Annotated in this window: 23 protein-coding genes and 1 pseudogene; all 24 read right to left on the bottom strand. The window is 41.7% G+C overall.

The window, feature by feature from the left end; all coding sequences use genetic code 11:
• Positions 1-38: 38 nt before the first annotated feature.
• Positions 39-2,126, bottom strand: a complete 2,088-nt coding sequence (gene topA / locus KZX55_RS00815) for a type I DNA topoisomerase (RefSeq protein ID WP_248022821.1) — start codon at positions 2,124-2,126, stop codon at positions 39-41.
• A gap of 117 nt (positions 2,127-2,243) precedes the next feature.
• A complete protein-coding gene (dprA, locus tag KZX55_RS00810) occupies positions 2,244-3,092 on the bottom strand; it encodes a DNA-processing protein DprA (protein WP_248022818.1) in 849 nt (282 codons plus the stop codon).
• Between the two features lie 81 nt (positions 3,093-3,173).
• On the bottom strand, positions 3,174-3,797 hold the full coding sequence (locus KZX55_RS00805; RefSeq protein ID WP_248022814.1) for a hypothetical protein: 624 nt from the start codon (positions 3,795-3,797) through the stop codon (positions 3,174-3,176).
• Between the two features lie 140 nt (positions 3,798-3,937).
• Entirely contained in the window at positions 3,938-5,761 is a 1,824-nt protein-coding gene (lepA, locus tag KZX55_RS00800; protein ID WP_248022813.1) for a translation elongation factor 4, read from the bottom strand.
• A 78-nt stretch (positions 5,762-5,839) separates the two neighbouring features.
• Entirely contained in the window at positions 5,840-6,568 is a 729-nt protein-coding gene (locus tag KZX55_RS00795) for a metallophosphoesterase family protein (protein ID WP_045591141.1), read from the bottom strand.
• Positions 6,569-8,236 (bottom strand): DNA repair protein RecN, encoded by a 1,668-nt coding sequence (gene recN, locus KZX55_RS00790; RefSeq protein WP_248022810.1) that lies wholly within the window; start codon positions 8,234-8,236, stop codon positions 6,569-6,571.
• 6 nt (positions 8,237-8,242) lie between these two features.
• The gene (locus tag KZX55_RS00785; protein ID WP_001034391.1) at positions 8,243-8,674 is read right to left on the bottom strand and encodes an arginine repressor; all 432 of its coding nucleotides are present in this window, start codon (positions 8,672-8,674) and stop codon (positions 8,243-8,245) included.
• On the bottom strand, positions 8,667-9,482 hold the full coding sequence (locus tag KZX55_RS00780) for a TlyA family RNA methyltransferase (protein WP_248022807.1): 816 nt from the start codon (positions 9,480-9,482) through the stop codon (positions 8,667-8,669). The genes KZX55_RS00785 and KZX55_RS00780 overlap by 8 nt, the downstream gene beginning before the upstream one ends.
• On the bottom strand, positions 9,475-10,350 hold the full coding sequence (locus KZX55_RS00775; protein ID WP_248022805.1) for a polyprenyl synthetase family protein: 876 nt from the start codon (positions 10,348-10,350) through the stop codon (positions 9,475-9,477). The genes KZX55_RS00780 and KZX55_RS00775 overlap by 8 nt, the downstream gene beginning before the upstream one ends.
• Complete coding sequence (locus KZX55_RS00770; RefSeq protein ID WP_049505917.1) at positions 10,347-10,559, bottom strand: exodeoxyribonuclease VII small subunit; 213 nt, start codon at positions 10,557-10,559, stop codon at positions 10,347-10,349. The genes KZX55_RS00775 and KZX55_RS00770 overlap by 4 nt, the downstream gene beginning before the upstream one ends.
• Positions 10,537-11,877, bottom strand: coding sequence for an exodeoxyribonuclease VII large subunit (gene xseA / locus KZX55_RS00765; protein ID WP_248022803.1), 1,341 nt, complete (start codon positions 11,875-11,877; stop codon positions 10,537-10,539). Before xseA ends, KZX55_RS00770 begins: the two co-directional genes overlap by 23 nt.
• Positions 11,878-12,005: 128 nt before the next feature.
• Complete coding sequence (gene udk, locus KZX55_RS00760; protein ID WP_001181376.1) at positions 12,006-12,644, bottom strand: uridine kinase; 639 nt, start codon at positions 12,642-12,644, stop codon at positions 12,006-12,008.
• A gap of 111 nt (positions 12,645-12,755) precedes the next feature.
• Positions 12,756-13,634 carry a tRNA pseudouridine(55) synthase TruB gene (gene truB / locus KZX55_RS00755; RefSeq protein ID WP_248022794.1) on the bottom strand — a complete coding sequence of 293 codons (879 nt, stop codon included), beginning with the start codon at positions 13,632-13,634 and terminating at the stop codon, positions 12,756-12,758.
• Positions 13,635-13,667: 33 nt separating this feature from the next.
• Positions 13,668-13,760 (bottom strand): annotated as a pseudogene (locus KZX55_RS00750) (alpha/beta fold hydrolase); the annotation flags it as partial.
• A 31-nt stretch (positions 13,761-13,791) separates the two neighbouring features.
• Complete coding sequence (locus KZX55_RS00745; RefSeq protein ID WP_248022786.1) at positions 13,792-14,235, bottom strand: GNAT family N-acetyltransferase; 444 nt, start codon at positions 14,233-14,235, stop codon at positions 13,792-13,794.
• Positions 14,236-14,244: 9 nt separating this feature from the next.
• Positions 14,245-15,519: a DUF2130 domain-containing protein gene (locus KZX55_RS00740; protein WP_248022783.1), complete on the bottom strand. Its 1,275-nt coding sequence runs from the start codon at positions 15,517-15,519 to the stop codon at positions 14,245-14,247.
• Between the two features lie 94 nt (positions 15,520-15,613).
• The gene (locus KZX55_RS00735) at positions 15,614-16,894 is read right to left on the bottom strand and encodes an O-acetylhomoserine aminocarboxypropyltransferase/cysteine synthase family protein (protein ID WP_248022781.1); all 1,281 of its coding nucleotides are present in this window, start codon (positions 16,892-16,894) and stop codon (positions 15,614-15,616) included.
• A 150-nt stretch (positions 16,895-17,044) separates the two neighbouring features.
• Positions 17,045-17,842: a formate/nitrite transporter family protein gene (locus KZX55_RS00730; RefSeq protein ID WP_000254786.1), complete on the bottom strand. Its 798-nt coding sequence runs from the start codon at positions 17,840-17,842 to the stop codon at positions 17,045-17,047.
• 123 nt (positions 17,843-17,965) lie between these two features.
• Positions 17,966-18,313, bottom strand: a complete 348-nt coding sequence (locus KZX55_RS00725; RefSeq protein WP_033606339.1) for a hypothetical protein — start codon at positions 18,311-18,313, stop codon at positions 17,966-17,968.
• Between the two features lie 122 nt (positions 18,314-18,435).
• Entirely contained in the window at positions 18,436-18,777 is a 342-nt protein-coding gene (locus tag KZX55_RS00720; protein WP_033606340.1) for a hypothetical protein, read from the bottom strand.
• Positions 18,778-19,150: 373 nt separating this feature from the next.
• On the bottom strand, positions 19,151-19,780 hold the full coding sequence (locus tag KZX55_RS00715; RefSeq protein WP_033606341.1) for a hypothetical protein: 630 nt from the start codon (positions 19,778-19,780) through the stop codon (positions 19,151-19,153).
• Between the two features lie 26 nt (positions 19,781-19,806).
• Positions 19,807-20,223: a hypothetical protein gene (locus KZX55_RS00710; RefSeq protein WP_109290096.1), complete on the bottom strand. Its 417-nt coding sequence runs from the start codon at positions 20,221-20,223 to the stop codon at positions 19,807-19,809.
• A 73-nt stretch (positions 20,224-20,296) separates the two neighbouring features.
• Complete coding sequence (locus tag KZX55_RS00705) at positions 20,297-21,043, bottom strand: class A sortase (RefSeq protein ID WP_084852316.1); 747 nt, start codon at positions 21,041-21,043, stop codon at positions 20,297-20,299.
• Positions 21,043-23,511: a DNA gyrase subunit A gene (gyrA, locus tag KZX55_RS00700; protein WP_248022779.1), complete on the bottom strand. Its 2,469-nt coding sequence runs from the start codon at positions 23,509-23,511 to the stop codon at positions 21,043-21,045. Before gyrA ends, KZX55_RS00705 begins: the two co-directional genes overlap by 1 nt.
• Between the last annotated feature and the right edge of the window lie 104 nt (positions 23,512-23,615).

The following is a 23,615-nucleotide window of genomic DNA, read 5'->3' as shown; positions in this document are numbered from 1 at the left end:
AAAAAAGAGCCTGAAATTCATTTTCAGGACTCTTCATTTTATTTAATTTTCTCTTCTTCGTAGTCGCCATTACTACATACAACCTGCTTGCCACCACCACGGACTTTTTTCTCCATAAGGAAGTGGCCACATTTTGGACAATCACGTCCAACTGGTTTATCCCAAGAGGTAAATTCACATTCTGGGTAACGATTGCAACCATAGAAGATACGATTGCGCTTGGTTTTGCGTTCAATGATTTGTCCTTGATGGCAGCTTGGACACTCGACACCAATCTCTTTGACTATCGCTTGTGTGTGACGGCAGTCTGGGAAATTACTACAAGCATAGAATTTACCAAAGCGTCCTAGCTTAATCACCATTGGACTACCACAAACCTCACAGTCAAATCCAGCTGGCTCATCTTTGATCTGGATTTTTTCCATTTCCTCTTCAGCCTTGGCTACTTCTTTGGAGAATGGTTTATAAAATTCATCAATAACACGTTGCCACTGCTCTTTTCCAACTTCGACATCATCCAGTTTTCCTTCCATTTCAGCTGTGAAAGTCACATTGACAATGTCTGGGAAATATTCAACGATGAGTTTATTGACAATTTCTCCCAGTTCAGTTGGTTCAAAACGTTTGGCTGCCAGACGAACGTAGTATCGTTTCTGGATGGTTTCAATGGTCGGAGCGTAAGTTGAAGGACGTCCAACACCATTTTCTTCCAAGGTCTTGATAAGGGTCGCTTCCGAATAGCGAGCTGGTGGTTGGGTGAAATGTTGTTCTGGCTTGCTATTGGCCTGCTTGACTACATCTCCAACAGCCATATCTGGCAACATCTTGTTCTTATCTGAGTCATTGTAGATAGCAAGATACCCATCAAACTTAACTTGGCTACCATTTGCAGCGAATTGGACTCCATTTTGAGAGAGCTTGACAGCCATGGTATCAAAGATAGCTCCCGTCATCTGGCTAGCCACAAAACGGTTCCAAATAAGGGTATAAAGTTTGAGCTGGTCTTTGTCCAAGTATTTAGCGATGCTTTCTGGTGTGTTGAAGACACTAGATGGACGAATGGCTTCGTGAGCATCTTGAGCACCTGAGGCATTCTTGACCCTGCTACCATGCTTGGAATACTTGCTACCAAAACGGTCGTTGATGTAGCTTGCCGCTTCGTTCTGAGCTACTGGACTAATACGAGTCGAGTCAGTACGCATATAGGTAATCAAACCTTGCACACCTGATCCGATATTGATCCCTTCATAGAGCTGTTGGGCAACCATCATGGTCTTACGAGTACGGAAATTGATTTTGTTGGCAGCGTCCATCTGCATGGTTGAAGTCGTATAAGGTAGGGGCGCATTGCGTTTGCGTTCTTTCTTATCTACCTGGTCTACTGTGAAATCTTTACTAGTCAAATGGGACAAGACTTCTTTGACTTCTTCGTTGGTGGTCAATTTCATCTTTTTGCCATTCATACCGTAGAAAGAAGCCTGAAATTGCTTGGTTCCCTTCTTAAAGACACCATCAATTGTCCAGTATTCTTCTGGTTGGAAGGCATTGATTTCATTTTCACGGTCAATGATGAGCTTAAGGGCAACAGACTGCACGCGTCCTGCTGATAAGCCCTTCTTGACCTTTTTCCACAAAATAGGCGAAATCGAATACCCTACCAAGCGGTCTAAGACTCGACGAGCTTGTTGGGCGTCGACCAAGTCCATATCAATCTTACGAGGTTCTTTAAAGGCATTTTTTACTGCGTCTTTGGTGATTTCATTAAAGACTACACGATTGGCATCATTCTCATCCAAGTTGAGAATGTGAGCCAAATGCCAGGAAATTGCTTCTCCTTCACGGTCCGGGTCACTCGCCAGAAAGACTTTATTAGCCTTTTTGGCTTCTTTTTTCAGATCATTGATGAGAGGGCCTTTGCCTCGGATATTGATATACTGCGGTTCATAGTTATTTTCAATGTCGACTGACATACTGGATTTTTTCAAATCACGGATATGCCCGACACTGGCTAAAACCTTGTAATTTCTGCCTAGATATTTCTCAATCGTTTTCGCCTTGGCAGGCGACTCTACGATGACTAGATTTTTTTTAACTGTTGATTTTTTCTTCTTTGTTGCCGTAGCCACACTATCACACCTTTTCAAAGTAATAAACTTTATAAAGTGTAAACCATTTTTCTATAGCTGTCAAGACCTAAGTCCTATATATAGAAGAAAAGTTTATCTGAGTGAACAAATTTCTCCTTAAAATTCAAACTCAGCCAGCACATCTTGACCGCTGGAAATCAGTTTTGCCCCCTCTTGGATCAGGTGGTGACAGCCATCTGAATGACCATCTAAAATGTTTCCTGGAATGGCAAAAACATCACGCCCTTCCTCCATAGCTCGCTCACAGGTGATGAGACTACCTGAACGCATCCTCGCCTCTGCTACAATAACGCCACGGCACAGTCCTGCTATGATTCGATTACGAGCTGGAAAGTGAAATTTCAAGGGTTCTTCACCTGGTCCGTATTCGCTAAGTACCAAATGGTGATTGCCAATGTGTTCCTGCAAACGTTTATTGACACGAGGGTAGAAAACATCCAATCCTGTTCCAATGACAGCAATTGTTCTTCCTCCATTCTGGAGTGCAGCCATATGGGCGGCTGTATCAATTCCTTTAGCCAAGCCACTGACCACGATCAACTCGTTTCCCAAACCTTGGATGACTCTCTGAACCGACTTTGCTCCCTGACTAGAACATGAACGGCTCCCTACAACAGCAACTTTCGGAAACTTTAACAAGTCCAGATTTCCTTTATAAAACAAGAGCGCTGGAGCATCATAAATCTCACTCAGATCCCAAGGATAACAGTCATCAAGAATAGAAAAGGATGGAAATTTTTGGAACTCCTTCTCCAACTGTGCATCATCTATCTGGAAATAGCGTTCCATAAAGACTGCAGGATTACGGCATCCCGATATTTCTGCAATATCACCCAGCAAGAGCTCCTGATCTACAGTCTCGTCGTATTCAAGAACAGTTAAAATTTGTTGATTGGTCAGCCCTGCTTTTCTCAATTTGTAAATCTCATAGTTTGTGATCTTCATATACAACTCCATTTCTTTTTCTACTCATCTATCTATTCGTAAAAAAAATAAAAAGAAGACCAAGAATCTTCTTTTTTTCATTTATTCAGCTTTAGTAGTTGACCAGCTACTTTCAACCATCGGTAAGATTGTTTTTAAAGTTTCCCCATCTCCTTCAAGTGAAACATAGCGGATTTTACCATCATTTGATCGGAAAACCCAGGTAACGAGGTATTTCCCTGATTTAGCAATTGCATTGACAACATAGGCTTCATAGCCTCCAATGGTCGATTTGGAGCCCCAAACCTTACTGAAATCAGAGCTTTGTTCTTTGGAAGTTAAAATACTAGATAAGACAGTCACAACATCTAGTTTAGCATACTCTTCTTCGCTGATATTGAACTGCTCAGCCTTAAAGGTATTCAGCGTAACAATGTTGATATCTGTTCCATCACAATACTGTATATCATTTCCACCTTCTACTTCATGGAATCGAACCCATGATTTGGGTACCTTGACAAATCCATATTCATTCGAACCGATGATTTGCGTCTCTTCCTTTTTCGCTTCAGAAACATCAGAACTAGTGCTACTCGTTTCCTGACTGCTTGAAGAACTAACAACCGCAGTCGAACTTTCTTCGGTTGCTGTTTGCGATTTATTAGAACATGAAGCTAAAAAAACACTAACAGTAACTACAGTACCTAAAATTAATAATTTTTTCATCCTACCACCTTTCCATCTGCATTATAAGAAAAATAAGGACTTCTGTCAAATTCTAACCTAATCGATTCTGTTAGCTTCCGATTTTATCACTCTCATTTAAAGCAAAAACTCTTGAAAAATCTTCAAGAGTTTTTTTATTTCTATTCTTCATCCATGCTCAAGACGCTAAGGAAGGCTTCTTGTGGGACTTCTACTGATCCGATAGCTTTCATGCGTTTCTTACCAGCTTTTTGTTTTTCAAGGAGTTTGCGTTTACGAGAAACGTCACCACCGTAACACTTGGCAAGTACGTTCTTACGAAGGGCCTTGATATCAGTACGAGCCACGATTTTGTGCCCAATAGCTGCTTGAATCGGCACCTCAAATTGTTGACGAGGGATGATTTTCTTGAGCTTATCCACGATGAGTTTCCCACGTTCGTAGGCAAAATCCTTGTGAACGATAAAGCTGAGGGCATCCACCTTGTCTCCATTGAGAAGAATATCCATTTTGACCAGTTTAGATGGGCGATACTCTGACAATTCGTAGTCAAAGCTTGCATAACCACGTGTCGAAGACTTGAGCTTATCAAAAAAGTCAAAGACGATTTCAGCAAGTGGAATTTGATAGATAACATTCACACGATTGTCATCAATATAGTCCATGGTCACAAAATCCCCACGCTTGCGCTGAGCCAGTTCCATCACTGCTCCGACAAACTCCTGCGGTACCATGATTTGCGCCTTGACATACGGTTCTTCAATAGTCGCAATCTTGGTTGGATCTGGAAATTCAGAGGGGTTAGACACATCCATAGATTCACCGTCAGTTTGGTTAACCTTGTAAATAACAGACGGAGCTGTCATGATGAGGTCAATATTGAACTCACGTTCTAAACGCTCTTGAATAACATCCATATGGAGAAGCCCAAGAAATCCACAACGGAAACCAAATCCAAGCGCCTGAGATGTTTCTGGTTCAAACTGCAAGCTAGCATCGTTGAGCTGCAATTTTTCAAGGGCTTCACGAAGGTCATTGTACTTGTTTGATTCGATTGGATAAAGACCCGCAAAGACCATAGGATTCATCTGCTTGTATCCATCTAGCGGTTCTGTTGCTGGATTGCTTGCTAGAGTAACTGTATCACCCACACGGGTATCTTGAACCGTTTTGATAGAAGCCGCAATATAACCAACGTCACCAGTCGCAAGAAAATCACGACCAACTGCTTTCGGCGTGAAAATACCGACCTCCGTCACATCAAAGGTCTTGCCATTGCTCATGAGCTGAATCTTATCGCCAGGTTTAACCACTCCGTCCATAACACGCACTTGGAGGATAACCCCACGATAGGCATCATAAACTGAGTCGAAAATCAAGGCTTTTAATGGAGCTGCAACATCACCCGTTGGTGCTGGCACTTTTTCAACGATCTGCTCAAGAATTTCTTCAATACCAATACCAGCTTTGGCTGAAGCTAAGACTGCTTCGCTGGCATCCAGTCCGATGACATCCTCAATCTCTGTACGAACACGCTCTGGATCAGCTGCTGGAAGGTCAATCTTGTTAATGACTGGCAGAATTTCCAAATCATTGTCCAAGGCTAGATAAACGTTAGCAAGAGTTTGAGCTTCAATCCCTTGGGCCGCATCAACCACCAAAATCGCTCCTTCACAGGCAGCTAGCGAACGCGACACTTCATAGGTAAAGTCCACGTGTCCTGGTGTATCAATCAAGTGGAAAATATAGGTTTCGCCATCTTTTGCAGTGTAATTGAGCTCAATGGCATTGAGTTTAATGGTAATCCCACGTTCACGCTCAAGATCCATACTATCCAGAAGCTGGGCTTGCATTTCACGACTAGAAACGGTCTCCGTCTTTTCCAAAATGCGGTCTGCTAGGGTTGATTTCCCATGGTCAATATGGGCGATAATAGAGAAGTTCCGAATCTTCTCCTGTCGTTTCTTCAATTCTTCTAAGTTCATGATGCTCTTCCTTTCAGGGTATCTATTAATTATAAATTGTTTTTAACATTTTGACAAGACCATACCCTGCTAGGAGTACTAATCTTCGGCAATAAAACCATCATTTTCGATAAAGTGGTGTTCGGTCATTCCTTGGTCTGTAAAGACGATTCCATGAAGGACACCACCATAAACAGCTCCTCCATCCATGCCAATCTTGCCATCCTCTGTTATCCAAAGCTCAGCTGTACCTCGGTCTTGCTTGAGCAAACCATAAACCGGTGTATGCCCAAAGACAATGGTTTTTCCAGTATGATTTTCGGCTTCGTGGAATGGCTTTCTGAGCCAGACTTTCTTATAATCTGTTGTTTCATGCCAATCATCCAAAGTTAAATCAATACCTGCGTGAACAAAGATATATTTGTCTGTCTCTACTACAAATGGCATTTGACGAATAAATTCGACCAAGTCTGCTGCTTCAGTCGCAACCCGTTTGGCATCTTCTACGCCATCAACTGGTGCATCCAAGGGACGACCTAGGATAGAGTTGATGGTTGTATCTCCACCATTGCGGCGATAATGGTCATAGCTTTCTTCTGGGTCATCAAGCCAAGTCAAAAACATATACTCGTGGTTTCCTGATAGACAGATAGCCCCTTGATTGTCCACCAAGTCCTTGACCATTTCTAGAACACGGCGACTATCCTCACCACGGTCAATCAAATCCCCTAGAAAGAGCAGCTGAGTTTGACCATCCCAGGTTTTGAGCAGATCTTCTAGCATACCTGCCTTTCCGTGAACATCTCCAATTACATAATAGTCTGTCATTTATTTCTCCCTCGTTTGCAATAATTCTCTGGCTTGGGTAAGGGCTGCTTCTGTTACATTCTCCCCAGCTAACATCTTAGCTACTTCCTCTACTCGCTCTTCTAAAGTCAAGAGACGAACCGTCGACACCGTAGAGTGCTCATCACTAATCTTCTCAATAAAGAATTGATAATCCGCGATGGCAATCACTTGTGGAAGGTGAGAGATAGCAAGAACCTGACCATGCTGGCCAATCTTATGAATCTTTTGAGCAATGGCTTGGGCCACACGACCTGAAACTCCCGTATCCACCTCATCAAAGACAATACTTGTCTTTCCTTCCTTACGAGAAAAGGCTGACTTGATAGCCAACATGAGACGGGATAATTCCCCACCAGATGCAACTTTGACCAAGGGTTTAAAGTCCTCACCCGGGTTGGTGGAAATGTAAAACTCAACTGTTTCATTCCCCTCACGACTAAATTTCCCCTTGTTAAAACGAACCTGGAACTGTGCCTTCTCCATATAGAGATCTTGCAGTTCTTGTTTAATCTCTGCCTCAAGCTGCTTGGCCAAATCATGACGAGCGGATGCAAGCTGACCTGCCAAATCAACAAGATTAACTTCCAATTTCTTGAGCTCTGCTTCCATATCTTCGGAAGAAAGGTTATTTCCAGTCAAGAGATTGTACTCATCCGTAATCTTGGCGAAGTAAAGCAAGACATCGTCTACAGTCCCACCGTACTTGCGAGTAATAGTATTCAGAAGGTCTAAGCGATTTTCAACCTGCATGAGACGATTGCCATCAAAATCCAAGTCCTCAATAATATCTTCTAAACGCTTGGTAATATCTTCTAAAACATAGTAGGTCTCTGATAGAGAACTTGAAATCTCACGGTATTCAGGGTCATATTCTTCGACACTTTCCATGTCATTCATGGCTGAACGGACATTAGCAAGACTGGAGAATTCCTCATTGTCCAACATGCTATAGGCATTGGTTAGCGTATCCGCAATATTTTTATGATTGAGGAGTTTATCTCGTTCTTGGTTGAGAGCCAAGTCTTCACCAGCTTGCAAGTTTGCCGCCTCAATCTCTGCCATTTGAAATTCCAACATTTCAATACGAGCCTTGTGTTCCTGTTGGTTTTTCTTGACTTCCAGAACCTGCTTGCGCATTTTGCGATAGGCATCAAAGCTCGTCTGATAGGTCTCCTTCAAGTCCAAGAAAGCTGCATCACCAAACTCATCCAACATCTGAATGTGCAGTTGAGGACGCATTAACTCCTCTTGGTCATGCTGACCATGGATATCCACAAGGTGTTGCCCAATAGCACGCAAGACGGAAAGATTGACCATCTGACCATTCACGCGACTAACACTACGACCATTTTGCAGAATTTCCCGGCGGATGATAATTTCATCACCCATTTCCAAACCTTGCTCTTCAAAAATTTCCTGTAAAAGGCGACTATTTTCAACCGAAAAAAGCCCCTCAATCTCTGCCTTTGGCGCACCGTGACGAATAACGTCTGTCGTTGCACGAGCCCCCAACATGAGATTCATAGCATCGATAATGATAGACTTTCCAGCACCCGTTTCTCCGGTCAAAACAGTCATACCCTTTTCAAAATTGAGGGAAATCGCCTCAATAATGGCAAAGTTTTTTATCGAAATTTCAAGTAACATACTGACCTACCATTTTTTGACTTGTTCAACAATTTCTTCAGCTGCCTCTGCTGTTCTAGCTACAATTAAGATTGAATCATCATCAGCTAGACAGCTAAAAATCTGTTCAGAAAATGCTTCAACCAACTGACTTTTCACAAAAATAGTATTTCCAGGAATGACAGAAAGGTTGATCATATTTCCCATTAACTCAGAACTCACAATGTTGTCCTCGGCCAACTGCAAACTTTTGACGATTGATTTTGGCAACTCATAGATATAGGTGTTGTTCTTCAAAGGAATTTTAACAATACCAAGCTCTTTGATGTCCCTTGAGACAGTGGCTTGCGTAGCAGAAATACCTGCTTCCTTCAAATGCTCAACGATTTCTTCCTGAGTCCCGATTTGATAATCCGTAACAAATCTTCTAATTTTTTCAAGTCTCTCTTTTTTATTCATCTTTAAATTCTCTATGTGCTCTCTCTACAACTTTTTCTATTTCAGGAGCAACTTGGTTACTTGCTCCCTCTTCCTTTTTCAAATATACCAGAAATTCGATGTTTCCATGTCCACCTTGGATTGGTGAATAGTCTAATCCAAGCACTGAAAAACCTTGTTCAACTGCCATAGCAGTGACAGATTCAAGGACATTCTGATGAACCTTAGCATCACGAATAATCCCATTTTTCCCAATCTGCTCACGACCTGCTTCAAACTGGGGCTTAACCAGAGCCACGACCTGACCTTGATCAGCCAAGACACTATGCAAAGCAGGCAAAATCAGACTCAGGGAAATGAAACTCACATCAATACTGGCAAAGCTTGGTTCCTGCTCAAAATCAGTCTTTTCAGCATAACGAAAATTAAACTGCTCCATGCTGACAACCCGCGGGTCTTGACGTAATTTCCAAGCCAACTGATTGGTGCCAACATCGACTGCAAAGATCAACTCAGCACCATTTTGCAACATGACGTCAGTAAATCCTCCAGTGGAAGCCCCAATATCAATCGTTGTCGCTCCCTCGACTGACAAATCAAAGACCTGCAAGGCCTTCTCCAGTTTTAGACCACCACGACTGACATACTTGAGTTTTTCACCCTTGAGTTTTAGCTCAGTGTCATCTGGGATTTTCTCTCCTGGTTTGTCAAAGCGTTCTCCATTAAGGACTGCTACGACTAGACCTGCCATGACACCACGCTTGGCCTGTTCTCGCGTTTCAAACAAGCCCTGTTTATAAGCTAGTACATCCACTCTTTCCTTAGCCATTGATTCTCAAACTTTCTACTACTTTCACAATCGATTCTGTTTCAAAGGGAACCTGCTGGGCAATTTCTTCTAATTTAGCCTTGGCTTGATCCAGAGTTTGGTTACAAAAGGCAGTCGCCTCCTCCAAGCCCAGCAAGGCTGGATAGGTTGATTTTTCAGCCTGTAAATCCTTTTGCGGTGTTTTGCCGATTTCCTCAAAACTAGCTGTCACATCCAGCACATCATCTCGAACTTGAAAGGCAAGTCCAATTAATTCACCAACCGTTTTCAGTTTTGCTTGGATTTCAGGCGCTAATTCTGCTATGATAGCGGCGGATTGGAAAGGATAGGCTAGTAATTTTCCAGTTTTATTGGCATGAATGGTCTGGAGTTCTTCCAAGGACAAATGCTGGTGTTCGCCTTCCATATCTAAAACCTGCCCTGCAACCATGCCTAGACTTCCTGAAGCAAGGGATAAGTTGGCAATCAAATCCACCTTGATCTGACTTGGTAAATCTGCCTGCGCGATCAAGGCATAGGGATCTAGGAACAAGGCATCTCCTGCCAATATTGCCATCGCTTCGCCAAATTTCTTATGATTGGTTAAACGCCCTCGACGGTAATCGTCATCATCCATGGCAGGAAGATCATCGTGAATCAAGCTCCCTGTATGAATCATTTCCAAGGCCGCAGCCACCTGCGCGTGTGCTGGTTTAATAGCGACTTGCAAGGCTTCCAGAACTTCTAACAAGAGAAAAGGCCGAATACGCTTGCCACCAGCATGAATGGAATAGAGAACGGACTCTCGCAAACTAGAGGCAAACTGCTGGTCTCCATAAAAATCTTCCAAAGCCGATTCAACAAGAGCTAATTTTTCTTGCTTCTTCATTCAAAATCACTTTCTGTTCCGTCTTCTTGCATGACCTTGACCAAGGTCTTTTCAGCCTTGTCCAGCGTCGTTTGGAGCTCTTTTGACAAGACCATTCCCTTTTGAAAGGCCGCAATCGCATCTTCTAGAGCGATTTCGCCATTTTCCAAACTTTGGACAATTGTCTCCAGTTCTGCTAGATTTTCCTCAAATTTCTTTTGTTTTGACATCTTTAACCTCTAATTCTACTTGACCATCTCGCATCAAAAGCGTCACTTGGTCTTTTTTCTTCAAACTCTCAACCGAATCGATAACTGACTCTTCTTTTTTGACAATAGCATAACCACGCGCCACGATTCGACTGGTATCCAACATCGTCAAAGCTTCTGAAAGTCGCTTGACTTCAGCAACCTTGGCATCATAAACCAACGCCATTTGGCTGCGTAGGAGCTTGTCCAACTGACCTAGACGGTCTTGATAACGCTGGATTTTGGTAACAGGTGATAACTGGACTAGTCGATGCGTCCTTCCTTGGACTAGCTGTTTGTTATCAGAAATCCGTGTTCGCAAACTTTGTTTTAATCGCAGTTGCAGTTGATCTAACCGTTGCAAATAACCATCATACAAGCGCTCTGGCTGTCTAAAGATGACTGACTGACTGCATTTTTTCAGAGCTTCTTGTTTCTTAGATATGACATTTCGGACTGCTGTTGTCATTCGTTTTTCTTGATTTTGCAAATGGCTCAAGAGATCCAACTTGGTCACAGGCGTTGCCAATTCAGCCGCAGCTGTTGGCGTCGCAGCCCGTCTATCTGCCACAAAATCCGCCAAGGTCACATCCGTCTCATGACCAACACTAGAGACGATGGGCAAACGGGATTCAAAAATAGCCCGTACCACAATTTCTTCGTTAAAGGCCCAGAGATCCTCGATGGAACCACCACCACGACCAATGATGAGAACATCTAGGTCCTCACGTTGATTGGCACGCGCAATATTTCGAGCAATTTCCTCAGCAGCTCCATCACCTTGCACCTTTGTCGGATAGAGAAGGATATCAACACCAGGAAAACGCCTGCTGACGGTCGTGATAATATCTCGAATAACGGCTCCACTGCGACTGGTTACTACACCAATTCGCTTAGAAAACTGGGGAAGAGGTTGCTTGAAGCGTTCTTGAAACAGGCCTTCTTCTGTCAATTTTTTCTTGAGTTGTTCAAACTGAATCGCGAGCGCCCCAACCCCATCAGGCTCAGCCTTTTCAATGATGATAGAGTAGCTCCCACTGGGTTCATAAACCTGCACACGCCCAATTAAATTGATCTTCATACCTTCTTCCAGGTCGAAACCTAATTTCTGATAGATCCCCGACCAGATGGTTGCTTGAATAACTGCATGGTCATCTTTTAAAGAGAAATATTGGTGAGTAGGTCGTTTACGAAAGTTGGAAACTTGACCAGTTAAATAGACCCGTTCCAAGTAAGGGTCTTTATCGAATTTCATTTTCAGATACTTGGTCAAAGTTGTTACCGATAAATACTTTTCCATCTCCACCTACTATTCATTTTCTTGCTTTTCCATGGGTATTATTATACCAAAAACATGCTTAAAAATCACCTTTTTCCTACTGAAACTAAAGGAAAAATAGAAAAAGGAGGCTAGGCCTCCTCATCTGATTATTTGCTGTTTCTCGCTTCTTCCAAAATCTTTGCAATCTTGGTCGTCAAAAGATCGATAGCAACGGTATTGCTGACTCCCTCAGGAATGACGATATCGGCATAACGCTTAGTCGGCTCGATAAACTGGTGGTACATAGGTTTAACTACACCCAAGTACTGGTCAATAACGCTATCTAAACTACGGCCACGCTCCTCCATATCACGCTTGATACGACGAATAATGCGCACATCATCATCTGTATCCACAAAAATCTTGATATCCATCAAATCGCGCAGACGCTTGTCCTCCAAGACCAAAATTCCCTCAACGATAAAGACATCCTGAGGCTCCTGACGATAGGTCTTGCTACTCCGCGTATGCTCTGTATAGTCATAAGTTGGAATGTCCACTGGGCGCCCTGCCAACAATTCCTTAATCTGCTCGATCATCAAGTCTGTATCAAAGGCAAATGGATGGTCGTAGTTGGTTTTGACGCGCTCTTCAAAGGTCAAATGAGACTGATCCTTGTAGTATGAATCATGCTCAATCATGGAAATCTTTTCATCAGGGAAATGCGATAAAATGGCTCTTGAAACACTGGTTTTTCCTCCACCAGAACCACCTGTCACTCCGATAATGATTGGTCTATTTTGCATGCTATCCTCCGTTTTTTTATCCGTCGTCTATTCTATCACATTTTTTGCAAAATTTATAGTCTGATTTGGATAGTCTATGGGAAATAAATCCATCCCCACAATCTAGTTAAACTAGACAAAAACCTTCCTTGGCTTGTAGAGATTGCCCCTTTTTTCTAGAATGGCTAGCAATGTATTTCCTTCAAAGGCAGCCAATTCTTTGTCCGTTTGGTCTAGCTCGATAAAACGACCAAAGCGCACTTCTGTAGCCTCTTCTGGAGTTAGGAAAACTTTGACAAGATCTCCTGTACCAATCTCAAGAGGATGGAGAAAGTCCAGCTGACCAGCCTCCACTTTTGCAGCAATTTCGTCCAAGGTAAGAGCATCTTCTAGCTGCAAACCTGCTGCACTCGTCCGAGTCAAATGGGACATATGGGCCGCATAACCCAGCTTCTCTCCCAAGTCAACAGACAAGGTACGGATATAAGTCCCTTTACTGCATTTTACACGAAATGTAAAACGTGCGAGGTGATCCTCATAAGAAATCGGACTCGTCCTCTCAAATTGAAAAATAGTGATCTGACGTTCTGGACGCTCCACTTCCTGACCTGCACGCGCATACTCATAGAGCTTACGACCATTGACCTTGACAGCCGAGTACATAGGCGGAATCTGAGTAATAGGCCCAGTCAGACTCGCAATCGATTCATCGACAATGGTTTCATCCAAGGGCGACAAAACAGGTGTCTCTGCGACCACTTCTCCACTGGCATCCTCAGTCGTCGTTGAATAACCAAGAGTGATCTCCCCCTCATAGACCTTACCCTCATCCTGCATGAACTCGACCATGCGGGTCGCCTTGCCCACCGCAATAGGCAAAACACCCACCACATCCGGATCCAAGGTTCCACCATGACCAATTTTCTTGGTTCCCAAAATCTTACGCAGCTTAAAAACCGCGTCATGCGAGGTCATCCCCGCTTCTTTTTTTAAATTGATAATACCGTTCATTCATTAACTTTCTAAAAATACTAAAACTCTCTTTATGATTACGAAAGACTTCTTTCCTTTACCAAAGGTCACATAATCCATGCCCTTGTCGTTAAAATATAAGTTTTTCCCTTTTGTTGAAGATATTACTTCGTTCCCTCTACTATTTTTTCATGATTTATCTATGTTGAGTTTTTAAATACAAGGCAAAGCCGGCAGTCACTTTTTCAAATCCAACTGTCTGATAAAACTGATGTGCAGCATTTCGTTCAGCAGTTAATCCACTATTTAGAGCCAGTGCCTCAACTCCTTCTTTTACCGCTTGTTTTTTCAATTCATCGATTAGCCTACTGGCAATTCCTTGTCGTCTTGTTTCTTTTGCAACTGACAAAGCTAAAATACGATAGTAAGATCCATCTGATTCAAAAAAGAAGAGCTTCGCATAACCTAAGAAACCTAAAATTTCTCCGTTTCTTTCAGCTAGAAGACAGCCATAATGTGGTTGAGAAAGAATCATTTCTAAACGTCGAGACAGCTTAGAAGCGGTCGTTGGATAGCCCAAGTCTTCGTATAGAGACAGTAGTGCTTTAGCATCTTTCATGGTTGCTTTTCGTATCTGCATAGGATCCTCCTACTCCCCCTTCAGCGCTTCAAACTTCGCTTTCATAGTTGGATTTTTTCGAGTCAATTTTTTAACAGAAACATCTTCCAATTTGTTATTAGCGAGGCGGAGTTGGTTTTCAGATGTGGTTAGGAACTTCTTGACCTCTTCCATGCGTTTGATGGCCTTGTCGATTTCATCAATAGCTTTACCAAAGTTGGTCGAAGCGGAGTTATAGTTCTTGGCAAAGGCTAGTTTAAAGGCATCCAAATCTTCCTCAAAGTGAGTGATATCAATGTTTTGTTCACGGACAAGTGCCAACTCTTGCTTATATTTCAAAGAATTAAGCGCCGCATTTCGCAAGAGACCAATCAACTGGATAAAGAACTGGGGACGAACCACATACATCTTTTCATACTCGTGACTGACGTCAACAATCCCTGTGTTAAAGTAGTCGTTATCTGCTTCTAACATAGTCACCAAAACGGCATACTCACAGTTCTTCTCCCGACGGTCCTTGTCCAATTCCTTGTAGAAGTCCGCATTCTTATGCTTCTTCTCTGTTCCATCCGCTTCATTTTTCATCTCAAACATGATGGAAATAATTTCCACTCCATTTTCATCACATTCTCGAAAGATAAAGTCCCCTTTAGACCCACGCGCAGAGACCTTGTTATCCTTCTCAAAGTAGGCATTTGGAAAGGCAAAACTACGAACCTTGTTAAACTCACTCTCTGCATACTGTTCCAAACTTTCCCCAATTGCCTTGGTTGATTGTTGGGCTTTGAAATTCTTATAGAACTCGACCTGTTCACTGGCTGCCTTAAGCTGGGCTTCGTAATTCTGCTTAACAGAAGCCAAAGACAGCTCATTTTCCTTTTCTTGCAAGAGGAGCTGGTTTTTGACCTGATCACGCTCTCTTTCAAGGTCAGAAAGGGTCTTTTGCAGTTGATTTTCATGCTCCAAACGCAAGGTGACCAATTGGCTTTCCAAGGCCTGCACTTCCTTGTCCTTGGCCAATAAAGCCTCATGGCTTGTCTGTTCAACTTCTTTCTTAGCCAGTTCTTTCTCTGTATCAAAGTTTTGGATTTGACTCTGTAATTGCGCAATTTCTTGGTCTTTTTGAGCTAGTTTAGACTGTTGCTCATTCATAGCCTTCTGCTCAGCTAGGGCAAGCTCTTGCTTCATGCGATCGTGTAATTCCTTATCAAACTCGGCAGTTCTCACTTGGGATAAAAGTTCGGCATACTGACTCTCATTTACTGTAAAGACTTCCCCACAGTTGGGGCATTTAATTTCGTTCATAACTTTCCTCTTTCTAGACTTCTGTAACCATTATATCATGCCTGAGAGAAAATCAAAAACAGCGAGTCGAAACCCACTGTTTATATCTTCTACTTTAAATTTTTTCCAGGGCCAAACGCAAATCTTCAATCAAATCCTCTACATTTTCAAGGCCGATAGACAAGCGGATTTGATTTGGTGTGACACCTGCTGCTTCTAGATCTTTTTCTGACAACTGACCGTGAGTGGTTGTCGCAGGATGGACAACAAGAGATTTGGCATCTGCCACGTTTGCAAGGTCAGAGAAGATTTCCAAATTATCAATTACCTTGCGAGCTTCTGCCTCTCCGCCTTTAACATGGAAGGTAAAGATTGAACCAACACCTTTTGGCAAATATTTCTCAGCCAAGGCATGATATGGACTGTCAGCTAGTTTTGGATAATTTACCTTCTCTACCTTAGGATGGTTGACAAGGAAATCAACAATTTTCTCTGCATTTTGCACGTGACGTTCAACACGAAGAGAGAGAGTTTCAAGCCCTTGGAGCAAGAGAAAGGCATTAAATGGCGACAAGGCAGCACCTGTATCACGGAGCAATTGAACACGAACAGCGATAATAAAGGCTGCTGCACCCACATCACGAGTATAGCTCAAGTTGTGGTAACTTGGATCTTCCTCAACAAATTGAGGGAATTTCCCTGAAGCTTCCCAGTCAAAACGACCGCTATCGACAATCACTCCACCAATAGTCGTACCATGCCCACCGATAAACTTAGTTGCTGAGTGAATGGAAATATCTACACCGTGAGAGAAGACGTTAATCAAATATGGTGTAGCAAAAGTATTGTCTGTAACGAGAGGAATCTGGTGTTTATGCGCAATCTCAGCCAATTTTTCCAAGTCAGGAATGTTAATCAAGGGATTCCCCAAGGTTTCAATCAAGACAAGCTTGGTATTGTCATTGATAGCTGCTTCCACTTCTTCCAAATTATCCACATCGACAAAGGTTGTTGTGATCCCATAACGAGGAAGGGTTTCCTTCAAGAGGTTGAAGGTCCCACCGTAAATAGTTGACGCAGCCACCACATGGTCACCTGCGTGAGCAAGCGCCAAAATAGTGTAGGTTACAGCAGCCATACCTGATGCTGTCGCTAGCGCTCCAACACCACCTTCAAGAGCAGCTATTCTTTCTTCAAATGCCGCTGTTGTAGGGTTGGTAATACGAGTATAAATGTTCCCTGGTTTTCTCAAAGCAAACAGATCCGCACCTTCCTGCGTGTCATCAAAAACGAAGGATGTTGTTTGATAAATCGGTACTGCACGAGACTTGGTCGCTGGATCAACTACTTGCCCAGCATGTAATTGTAGGGTTTCAAATTTAAAATCACGAGTCATAAGACGACCTCCAAATAGCTTCATTAGGGATATTGTATCATCTTAGGCTAGTCTTTTCCAATACCGTTTTTCTATATTTTGATATAAGGAACAACTATGACTAGTCTTATATCTCAAACAAAAAAGCACGATTCACTCGTGCTCGTTTCTTTAATCGACATAAGTATCTTCGTTTTTATTGAGGAAGGCGTATGGCAAGCCCATCAAGAGACCCCCTCCGATAAAGTTTCCGATAAAGGTTACACCCCAGTGACGAAGAATATTAGGTATGTCAAAGTTAGCAATTGAATCTGCTGCAACACTAAACTTAACAATCGCAAAAGAAGCAAAGTTCGCAGCAATGTGTTCGTTTGTTAAGAATACAAACATGTAAATTGCTGATAAGACAAGCCAAAGTTTGGCCCCACCGTCTTTCACCAAAACAAAGGAAAGAATAGCAATGTTTACAAAGATATTGGCTAAAATACCTTCAAGTAAGACTAGCTCATTGGAACGGCCTAACTTCATCTCTACAACCCCTGAAATGAAGCTATCATGTGTTAGATTTGCATAGGCTGCTGAGTGGGCAAAGCCCCAACCTGCTATCAAAGCTCCGATAAGGTTGAACAAGGTACAGTAAAGTAAAATCTCAGCTGTTTTTCTCCATGAAATTTTTTTCAAGAAACTACCAGCTGTCAAAAACATCATATTTGAAGTTACCAGCTCAGCATTCAAGAAAACAATGTAGGCCAATCCCCAAGCAAAAACGAATGGGAAAAGGAAGCGACCACTACCAGGTGCGATTTTATTAATCAAGTCAGCCCCAACTGCACCCGCAGCCGTACTAAATGTCAGAAAAGCACCTGCAAACATGGAACGAATCGCATACTTAAACTTGCTTTGGCTATAAAGACTTTCTTTCTTCTTGCAAGCAAATTCAATCTTTGAAATAAATTCTGAAGAGACCATAAAAAACTCCTAAACTTTTATTTGTGAATATTATAACATAAAGCACGCATTTTGAAAAGCCTTTCTTGTATACGTTTTCTACAAAGAAAATCAAGGCATTGGGGAATTCCATAAATCTCTCCTTTACCCATTAACAGAAAAACATTTCAATATTTCAAATTGATCATCCAAAAATTCAAACTCAAATAGGTGCCAGTCATCGAAGGTTTGCTCACAATAACTAACTGTTCCTTGATTGTAGTCAATGATAGGTTTCCCCAGCTTGTTCTTCACATCTTCCTCGCTGACTTCTCCATACATTTCCTTAAGATCAGCTAGCATAAAGTTGATAATTCTATTGAGATTTTCCTGATAATTTTTTGATAACAGTTCAACTTTATCTATAAAGTCACAATCAGGCTCTTCGTCCCAAACAAAGATCACTCCCTCATGCTCATAAGTGTATTGCTGTAAACTCTCATCAAAATTCATTGTTCACTCTCCAAATCATTATCATTTACTAAAAATTTATTAACATTAATCAAAATGTTCAAATGATTTCATAAAAATGTCTTCCACACACGCGTACGATAAAATAACAACACTTGCAATGATTAGAAGATATCATCATAATGTTCACTCGCTTGTTGCACAAACTCGAAAATATTCAAAGATATGGGTTTCATTCCCAGTGAACCTAATGCCCCCAAATCATTCATATAAATAGTGTCGTCAGAATCTTTCTTTATAAAAAAAGCGACATCCCCATCTTGCCCAATCAGGAAAAAATCAGGTTCCCACTCTTCTATTTGGTAGGTGAAGTTTCTTTCTAGCAAATCTAACCTCGAATATAAGGTGATACCTGTATTCTCTATTACAAACTCTCCTGCCTTGTCAATTCTACTCAAGAATTCTGCGTATAGGTTCGGAAATGCCAAGTCAATCTGATTATTCATTCTCAACTCCTCATCTATTTTTCCTACTGCGAAAGTCCTATATCTCATCTTCACTTAATTCTCTAAAATGTGAAATATGATATCCAAAATAACACTTCCCCCGATTTTCCTATGAAGATTCAGTGTCCAGCCATATTGGCAATTCCTCCCAAGAATATCATAGGAAGAACCTTGTCAAATGGAAAACTACTTGTTATGTCTTCTTTGAGCCTAACTAAAGACTTTTCTCTTAACTGACTCATTATCTATCCTCTCTTATACTAGACATCCTTCGGTTACTTACGATAAACCTTTCAACCTACTGACCAGTTTCCTTTCACATTGAAAAGATACCATTAAAGTTGAATGATCATCTTGCAAGCATCAAACATTATCAAATTTTACAGTTTTCGATTTCTTCTCTACTCATACCTACAAGTTCTGTCGTCCACAAGCCTACAACATCAGACAAGACTGAATCGCAGGTATACTCTTCTTCACCGTCTACATACTTACAGGAAAAGACAGGCTTTCTTGTCGCCGCTTGATAAAATGCCATGGCTACTTTTTCTAGTTTTTTGGGATTGAAATCAAGTGATAGTTTTTGAGCCATATTTCCTCGTATCTGATCCCAATTTTCCTGCTTAGCCTGATAGCTTTCTCGTATTTTAGACACATAGCCCCTACAAAATGTTTTCAATAAGTCTGTATTCTGATAAAGATACTGACAGCTAAAATCTGAAATACAACCTGCGTGAAGTAGGAATGTCAGTAAGTCATCCAGACTTCCTGCTACTCTCCCCACTTGGCCCTCACTTCCGATAAAGCCTATGCTGTTATCTTCGAGAAAAACATATTCTCCCCCACTACCATCTTGAGCAAAAGCCTTACAGGCAAGAGAGTACTCCTCATTGTTCCCTGAAAACTGGACTTCACTTATCTTGTCATAAAAATAAATATCACATTCAGTCATCAGTAAGGTCCTTAACTGTTCATTTTCTCTGACTTCTTGTAGCTTATCCATGATCATTCCTTTCTTAAACTAAACACTTATCCATCTATTACAATTCTAATATGATAGTTTTTAGTTTCATTCTTTAGATTCTTCACAAGGAGATCATTCTGTTTTGATTGTCCGAAGAAAAAACTGACAGCTTTTCCATCTTTTCTTTCGATAAACAAATGATAACTTGCCCCATTCAATTTGACACTTCGAATATATTTGACTTCAATCCTTCTGATGTTATTCAGCGGAATGATTCTCTTCACAAATACAAAAGCATTGTGAATATAAAATCTCCCATTGGCAATGTGAAACGGGGCAAAAAAATCACCACCACTACGACGGACAATTATAAAACGTCGCCAAAAGATTAGTAAAAGAATAGAGGCTAATAAGTAAAAGGCAAAACTAAAGACAGGACTTTCCCACATCGTTTTCATTCCAAACAAAAAATATTCGAACATGCATCATTCTCCTTTGACTGACGCTTCTATTTGACAAAAACCAGTGAAAAATACAATTCACTGGTTTTTGAGGTTAATAACGTTGTTTATATGGCTTATTAAAGGCGCTTAGGATATCATCAGATGTTTCAGAATAAGCTTTAACTTCTTTAAAATCACCTTTAACAATAATCCGCTCTGTCGCATTATAGTCCACACAGGTCACCAATGTGATTTCTTTGATACCATCACGATCTTCGATTTCATCTACTCGGTCCGGAGTAACGTGTTTAACTTCCGTAATCTCATAAGTATAAACCTTATCCTTATCAGTCAGGTAAATTTTCATACCCGCTTTAGCGTTAACTAAAGGTGAAAAGAGCATTTGACTGGCATTTTCAGCAGTAAAGATATGGTGACTCGCTAAAGAGTAGTTGCCCTCTCCCATTTTTTGGTCTGGTTTCATGGTTCCTGCTCCGTAGAACAAGTTTACATTATCCAACCCTTTGAAAATCGGCAAGTTAATCTCCACTTCGGGAATAGCAATTCCTCCAATAACGGGAAGCTTCTGAGCGTCCCACTGAGCGGCTAGAACTGCTTCAGATGAAATAGATTTAACCGAATCAAAATCAAAATTTCCTTCTGTTTTGAGATTTTCATCTATATTTTCTTTAGTAACCTGATTGACTTGGTATTTATTGGTATTCCACACCATAAAGAGATCTCGAATCTTTGAATTAAAAATCAAAGCTAAGGATAAAAGAATTAAGAAAACCGCTAAAATATTGAGAAATAGATTCCTACGCTTATTCTTCTTACTTTTCGTTTTTTTATGAGACATTATGCTTTACCTTCTGTTTCGTTTTCAGTCCCAACTTCTTCTTTTTCTGCCGCATCAACCGTTGTAAAGGTCACAATCTTGGCATCCTGGTCTAGACGCATCACCTTAACTCCCATAGTTGAGCGTCCTGTTTGTGAAATATTGGCAACGTTTGTACGGATCATAACACCTGTATCCGTGATAATCATCAGGTCTTCATCTCCTTTAACAGTGAGGAGACCTGCAAGAGGTCCATTCTTCTCAGCAACATTGGCTGTCTTCATCCCTTTACCACCACGACCTTTTGTTGGATATTCAGTTGCAAGAGTACGTTTACCATACCCTTTTTCAGTGATGATAAGGACCTCGTCCTGGTCAGTGATGACACTAGCACCAACTACAGTATCTCCTTCACGAAGGTTAACTCCTCGAACCCCTGTCGCGATACGGCTCATGCCACGAACGGCTGATTGATTAAAGCGAACGGCATAACCAAATTTGGTACCAATGATGATATCTGTGTCTTCTTCTGTCAGCAAGACGTTAATCAGTTCATCTTCATCCTTGAGATTCAAAGCCTTAAGTCCATTTTGACGAATATTAGCAAATTCTTTAACACTGGTTCGCTTCACGATACCGTGACGGGTTGTGAAGAAGAGATAAGCGTCATCACTACGTTCAGATTTAACATTAATGATGGTCTGTATGCTCTCCCCTTCATCCAGCTTCAAAAGATTGACAACCGGCAATCCCTTAGCTGTGCGACCGTATTCAGGAATTTCATAACCTTTTAGTCGGTATACACGACCTTTATTGGTAAAGAAGAGCAAATGATCATGGGTGCTGGTTGAAACCAACTCACGCACAAAGTCATCATCCTTAACTCCCGTACCTTGGACTCCACGACCACCACGTTTTTGAGCAGTGAATTCGCCTTGGTCCAAACGTTTGATATAGCCCTTGTTAGAAAGAGTGATTAAGACATCTGACTCCTCAATCAAGTCTTCGTCTTCAAGAGTTAAGACTTCTCCAACCATTAACTCGGTACGACGTTTGTCACCAAATTTACGTTTTACTTCATCCAATTCATCTTTTATGATTTGCGCCACGCGTTCTGGTTTAGCAAGAATATCGGTCAAATCTGCAATCAAGGCAATCAATTCATCATATTCAGACTGAATCTTATCGCGTTCCAATCCTGTCAAGCGGCGAAGACGCATATCAAGGATAGCCTGACTTTGGCGTTCAGAAAGCTTGAACTTGCTCATCAACTCAGCTTGCGCTTCGGCATCCGTTTCACTAGCACGGATGATACGGATCACTTCGTCGATATGGTCTAGCGCGATTAAAAGGCCTTCTAAGATGTGCGCACGTGCTTCTGCCTTTTCCTTGTCAAAACGGGTACGACGAACAACTACCTCTTTTTGGTGTTCAATATAAGCATCTAAAATTTGGCGAAGAGATAAAATCTTTGGTACACCATTTTGAATAGCAAGCATATTGAAACCAAAGTTAGTTTGCATCTGCGTCATCTTGAAGAGGTTATTGAGGATAACATTCGCAGAAGCATCACGCTTCACTTCGATAATGAAACGAACCCCTTCACGGTTGGATTCATCACGTACAGCTGTAATGCCCTCAATTCGTTTTTCTTGCGCCAAACGAACGATATGCTCATGGACCTTGGTTTTATTGACCATATAAGGAAATTCTGTTACCACGATGCGCTCACGCCCTGTCTTAGTCGTCTCAATCTCTGTACGAGAACGAAGGACAATGGAACCCTTACCAGTCTCATAAGCCTTATGGATCCCTGATTTCCCCATGACAAGAGCACCAGTCGGAAAATCTGGACCAGGTAAAACTTCCATCAAATCCCTAGTGGTTACTTCAGGATTGTCCATGACTAACTTCACCGCATCAATGGTTTCGCCCAGGTTGTGAGGTGGGATATTGGTTGCCATCCCAACAGCGATACCAGTTGCCCCATTGACCAAAAGGTTTGGAAAACGAGCTGGCAAGACCAAGGGCTCACGCTCATTGGCATCGTAGTTGTCTACGAAATCAACTGTGTTTTTATTGATGTCACGAAGCATTTCAAGAGCAATCTTGCTCATACGTGCTTCTGTGTAACGCTGTGCGGCGGCACCATCCCCGTCCATGGAACCAAAGTTTCCATGTCCATCAACAAGCATGTAACGGTAGCTCCACCACTGAGCCATACGAACCATGGCTTCATAAATAGATGAATCCCCGTGTGGGTGGTATTTACCCATAACATCCCCTGTAATACGGGCTGATTTTTTATGAGGTTTGTCTGGTGTAACACCTAGTTCATTCATTCCGTAAAGAATACGGCGGTGAACAGGTTTTAAACCGTCTCGAACATCAGGAAGAGCCCGCGCAACGATAACACTCATGGCGTAATCGATAAAGCTGGTCTTCATCTCCTTTGTCAGATTGACATTCACTAAATTTCTATCTTGCATTAATAAATGCCTCATTTCACTATTAGTAATTAGATATATTATACCATAATTCGTCCTTCATTTCAGTCTTTGGAAATCACTAAAACGTTTACATCGATGACCGA

The sequence above is a fragment of the Streptococcus halitosis genome (assembly GCF_023147855.1).
Taxonomy (GTDB): Bacteria; Bacillota; Bacilli; order Lactobacillales; family Streptococcaceae; genus Streptococcus; species Streptococcus halitosis_B.
This window is presented reverse-complemented; position numbering and strand designations above follow the sequence as displayed.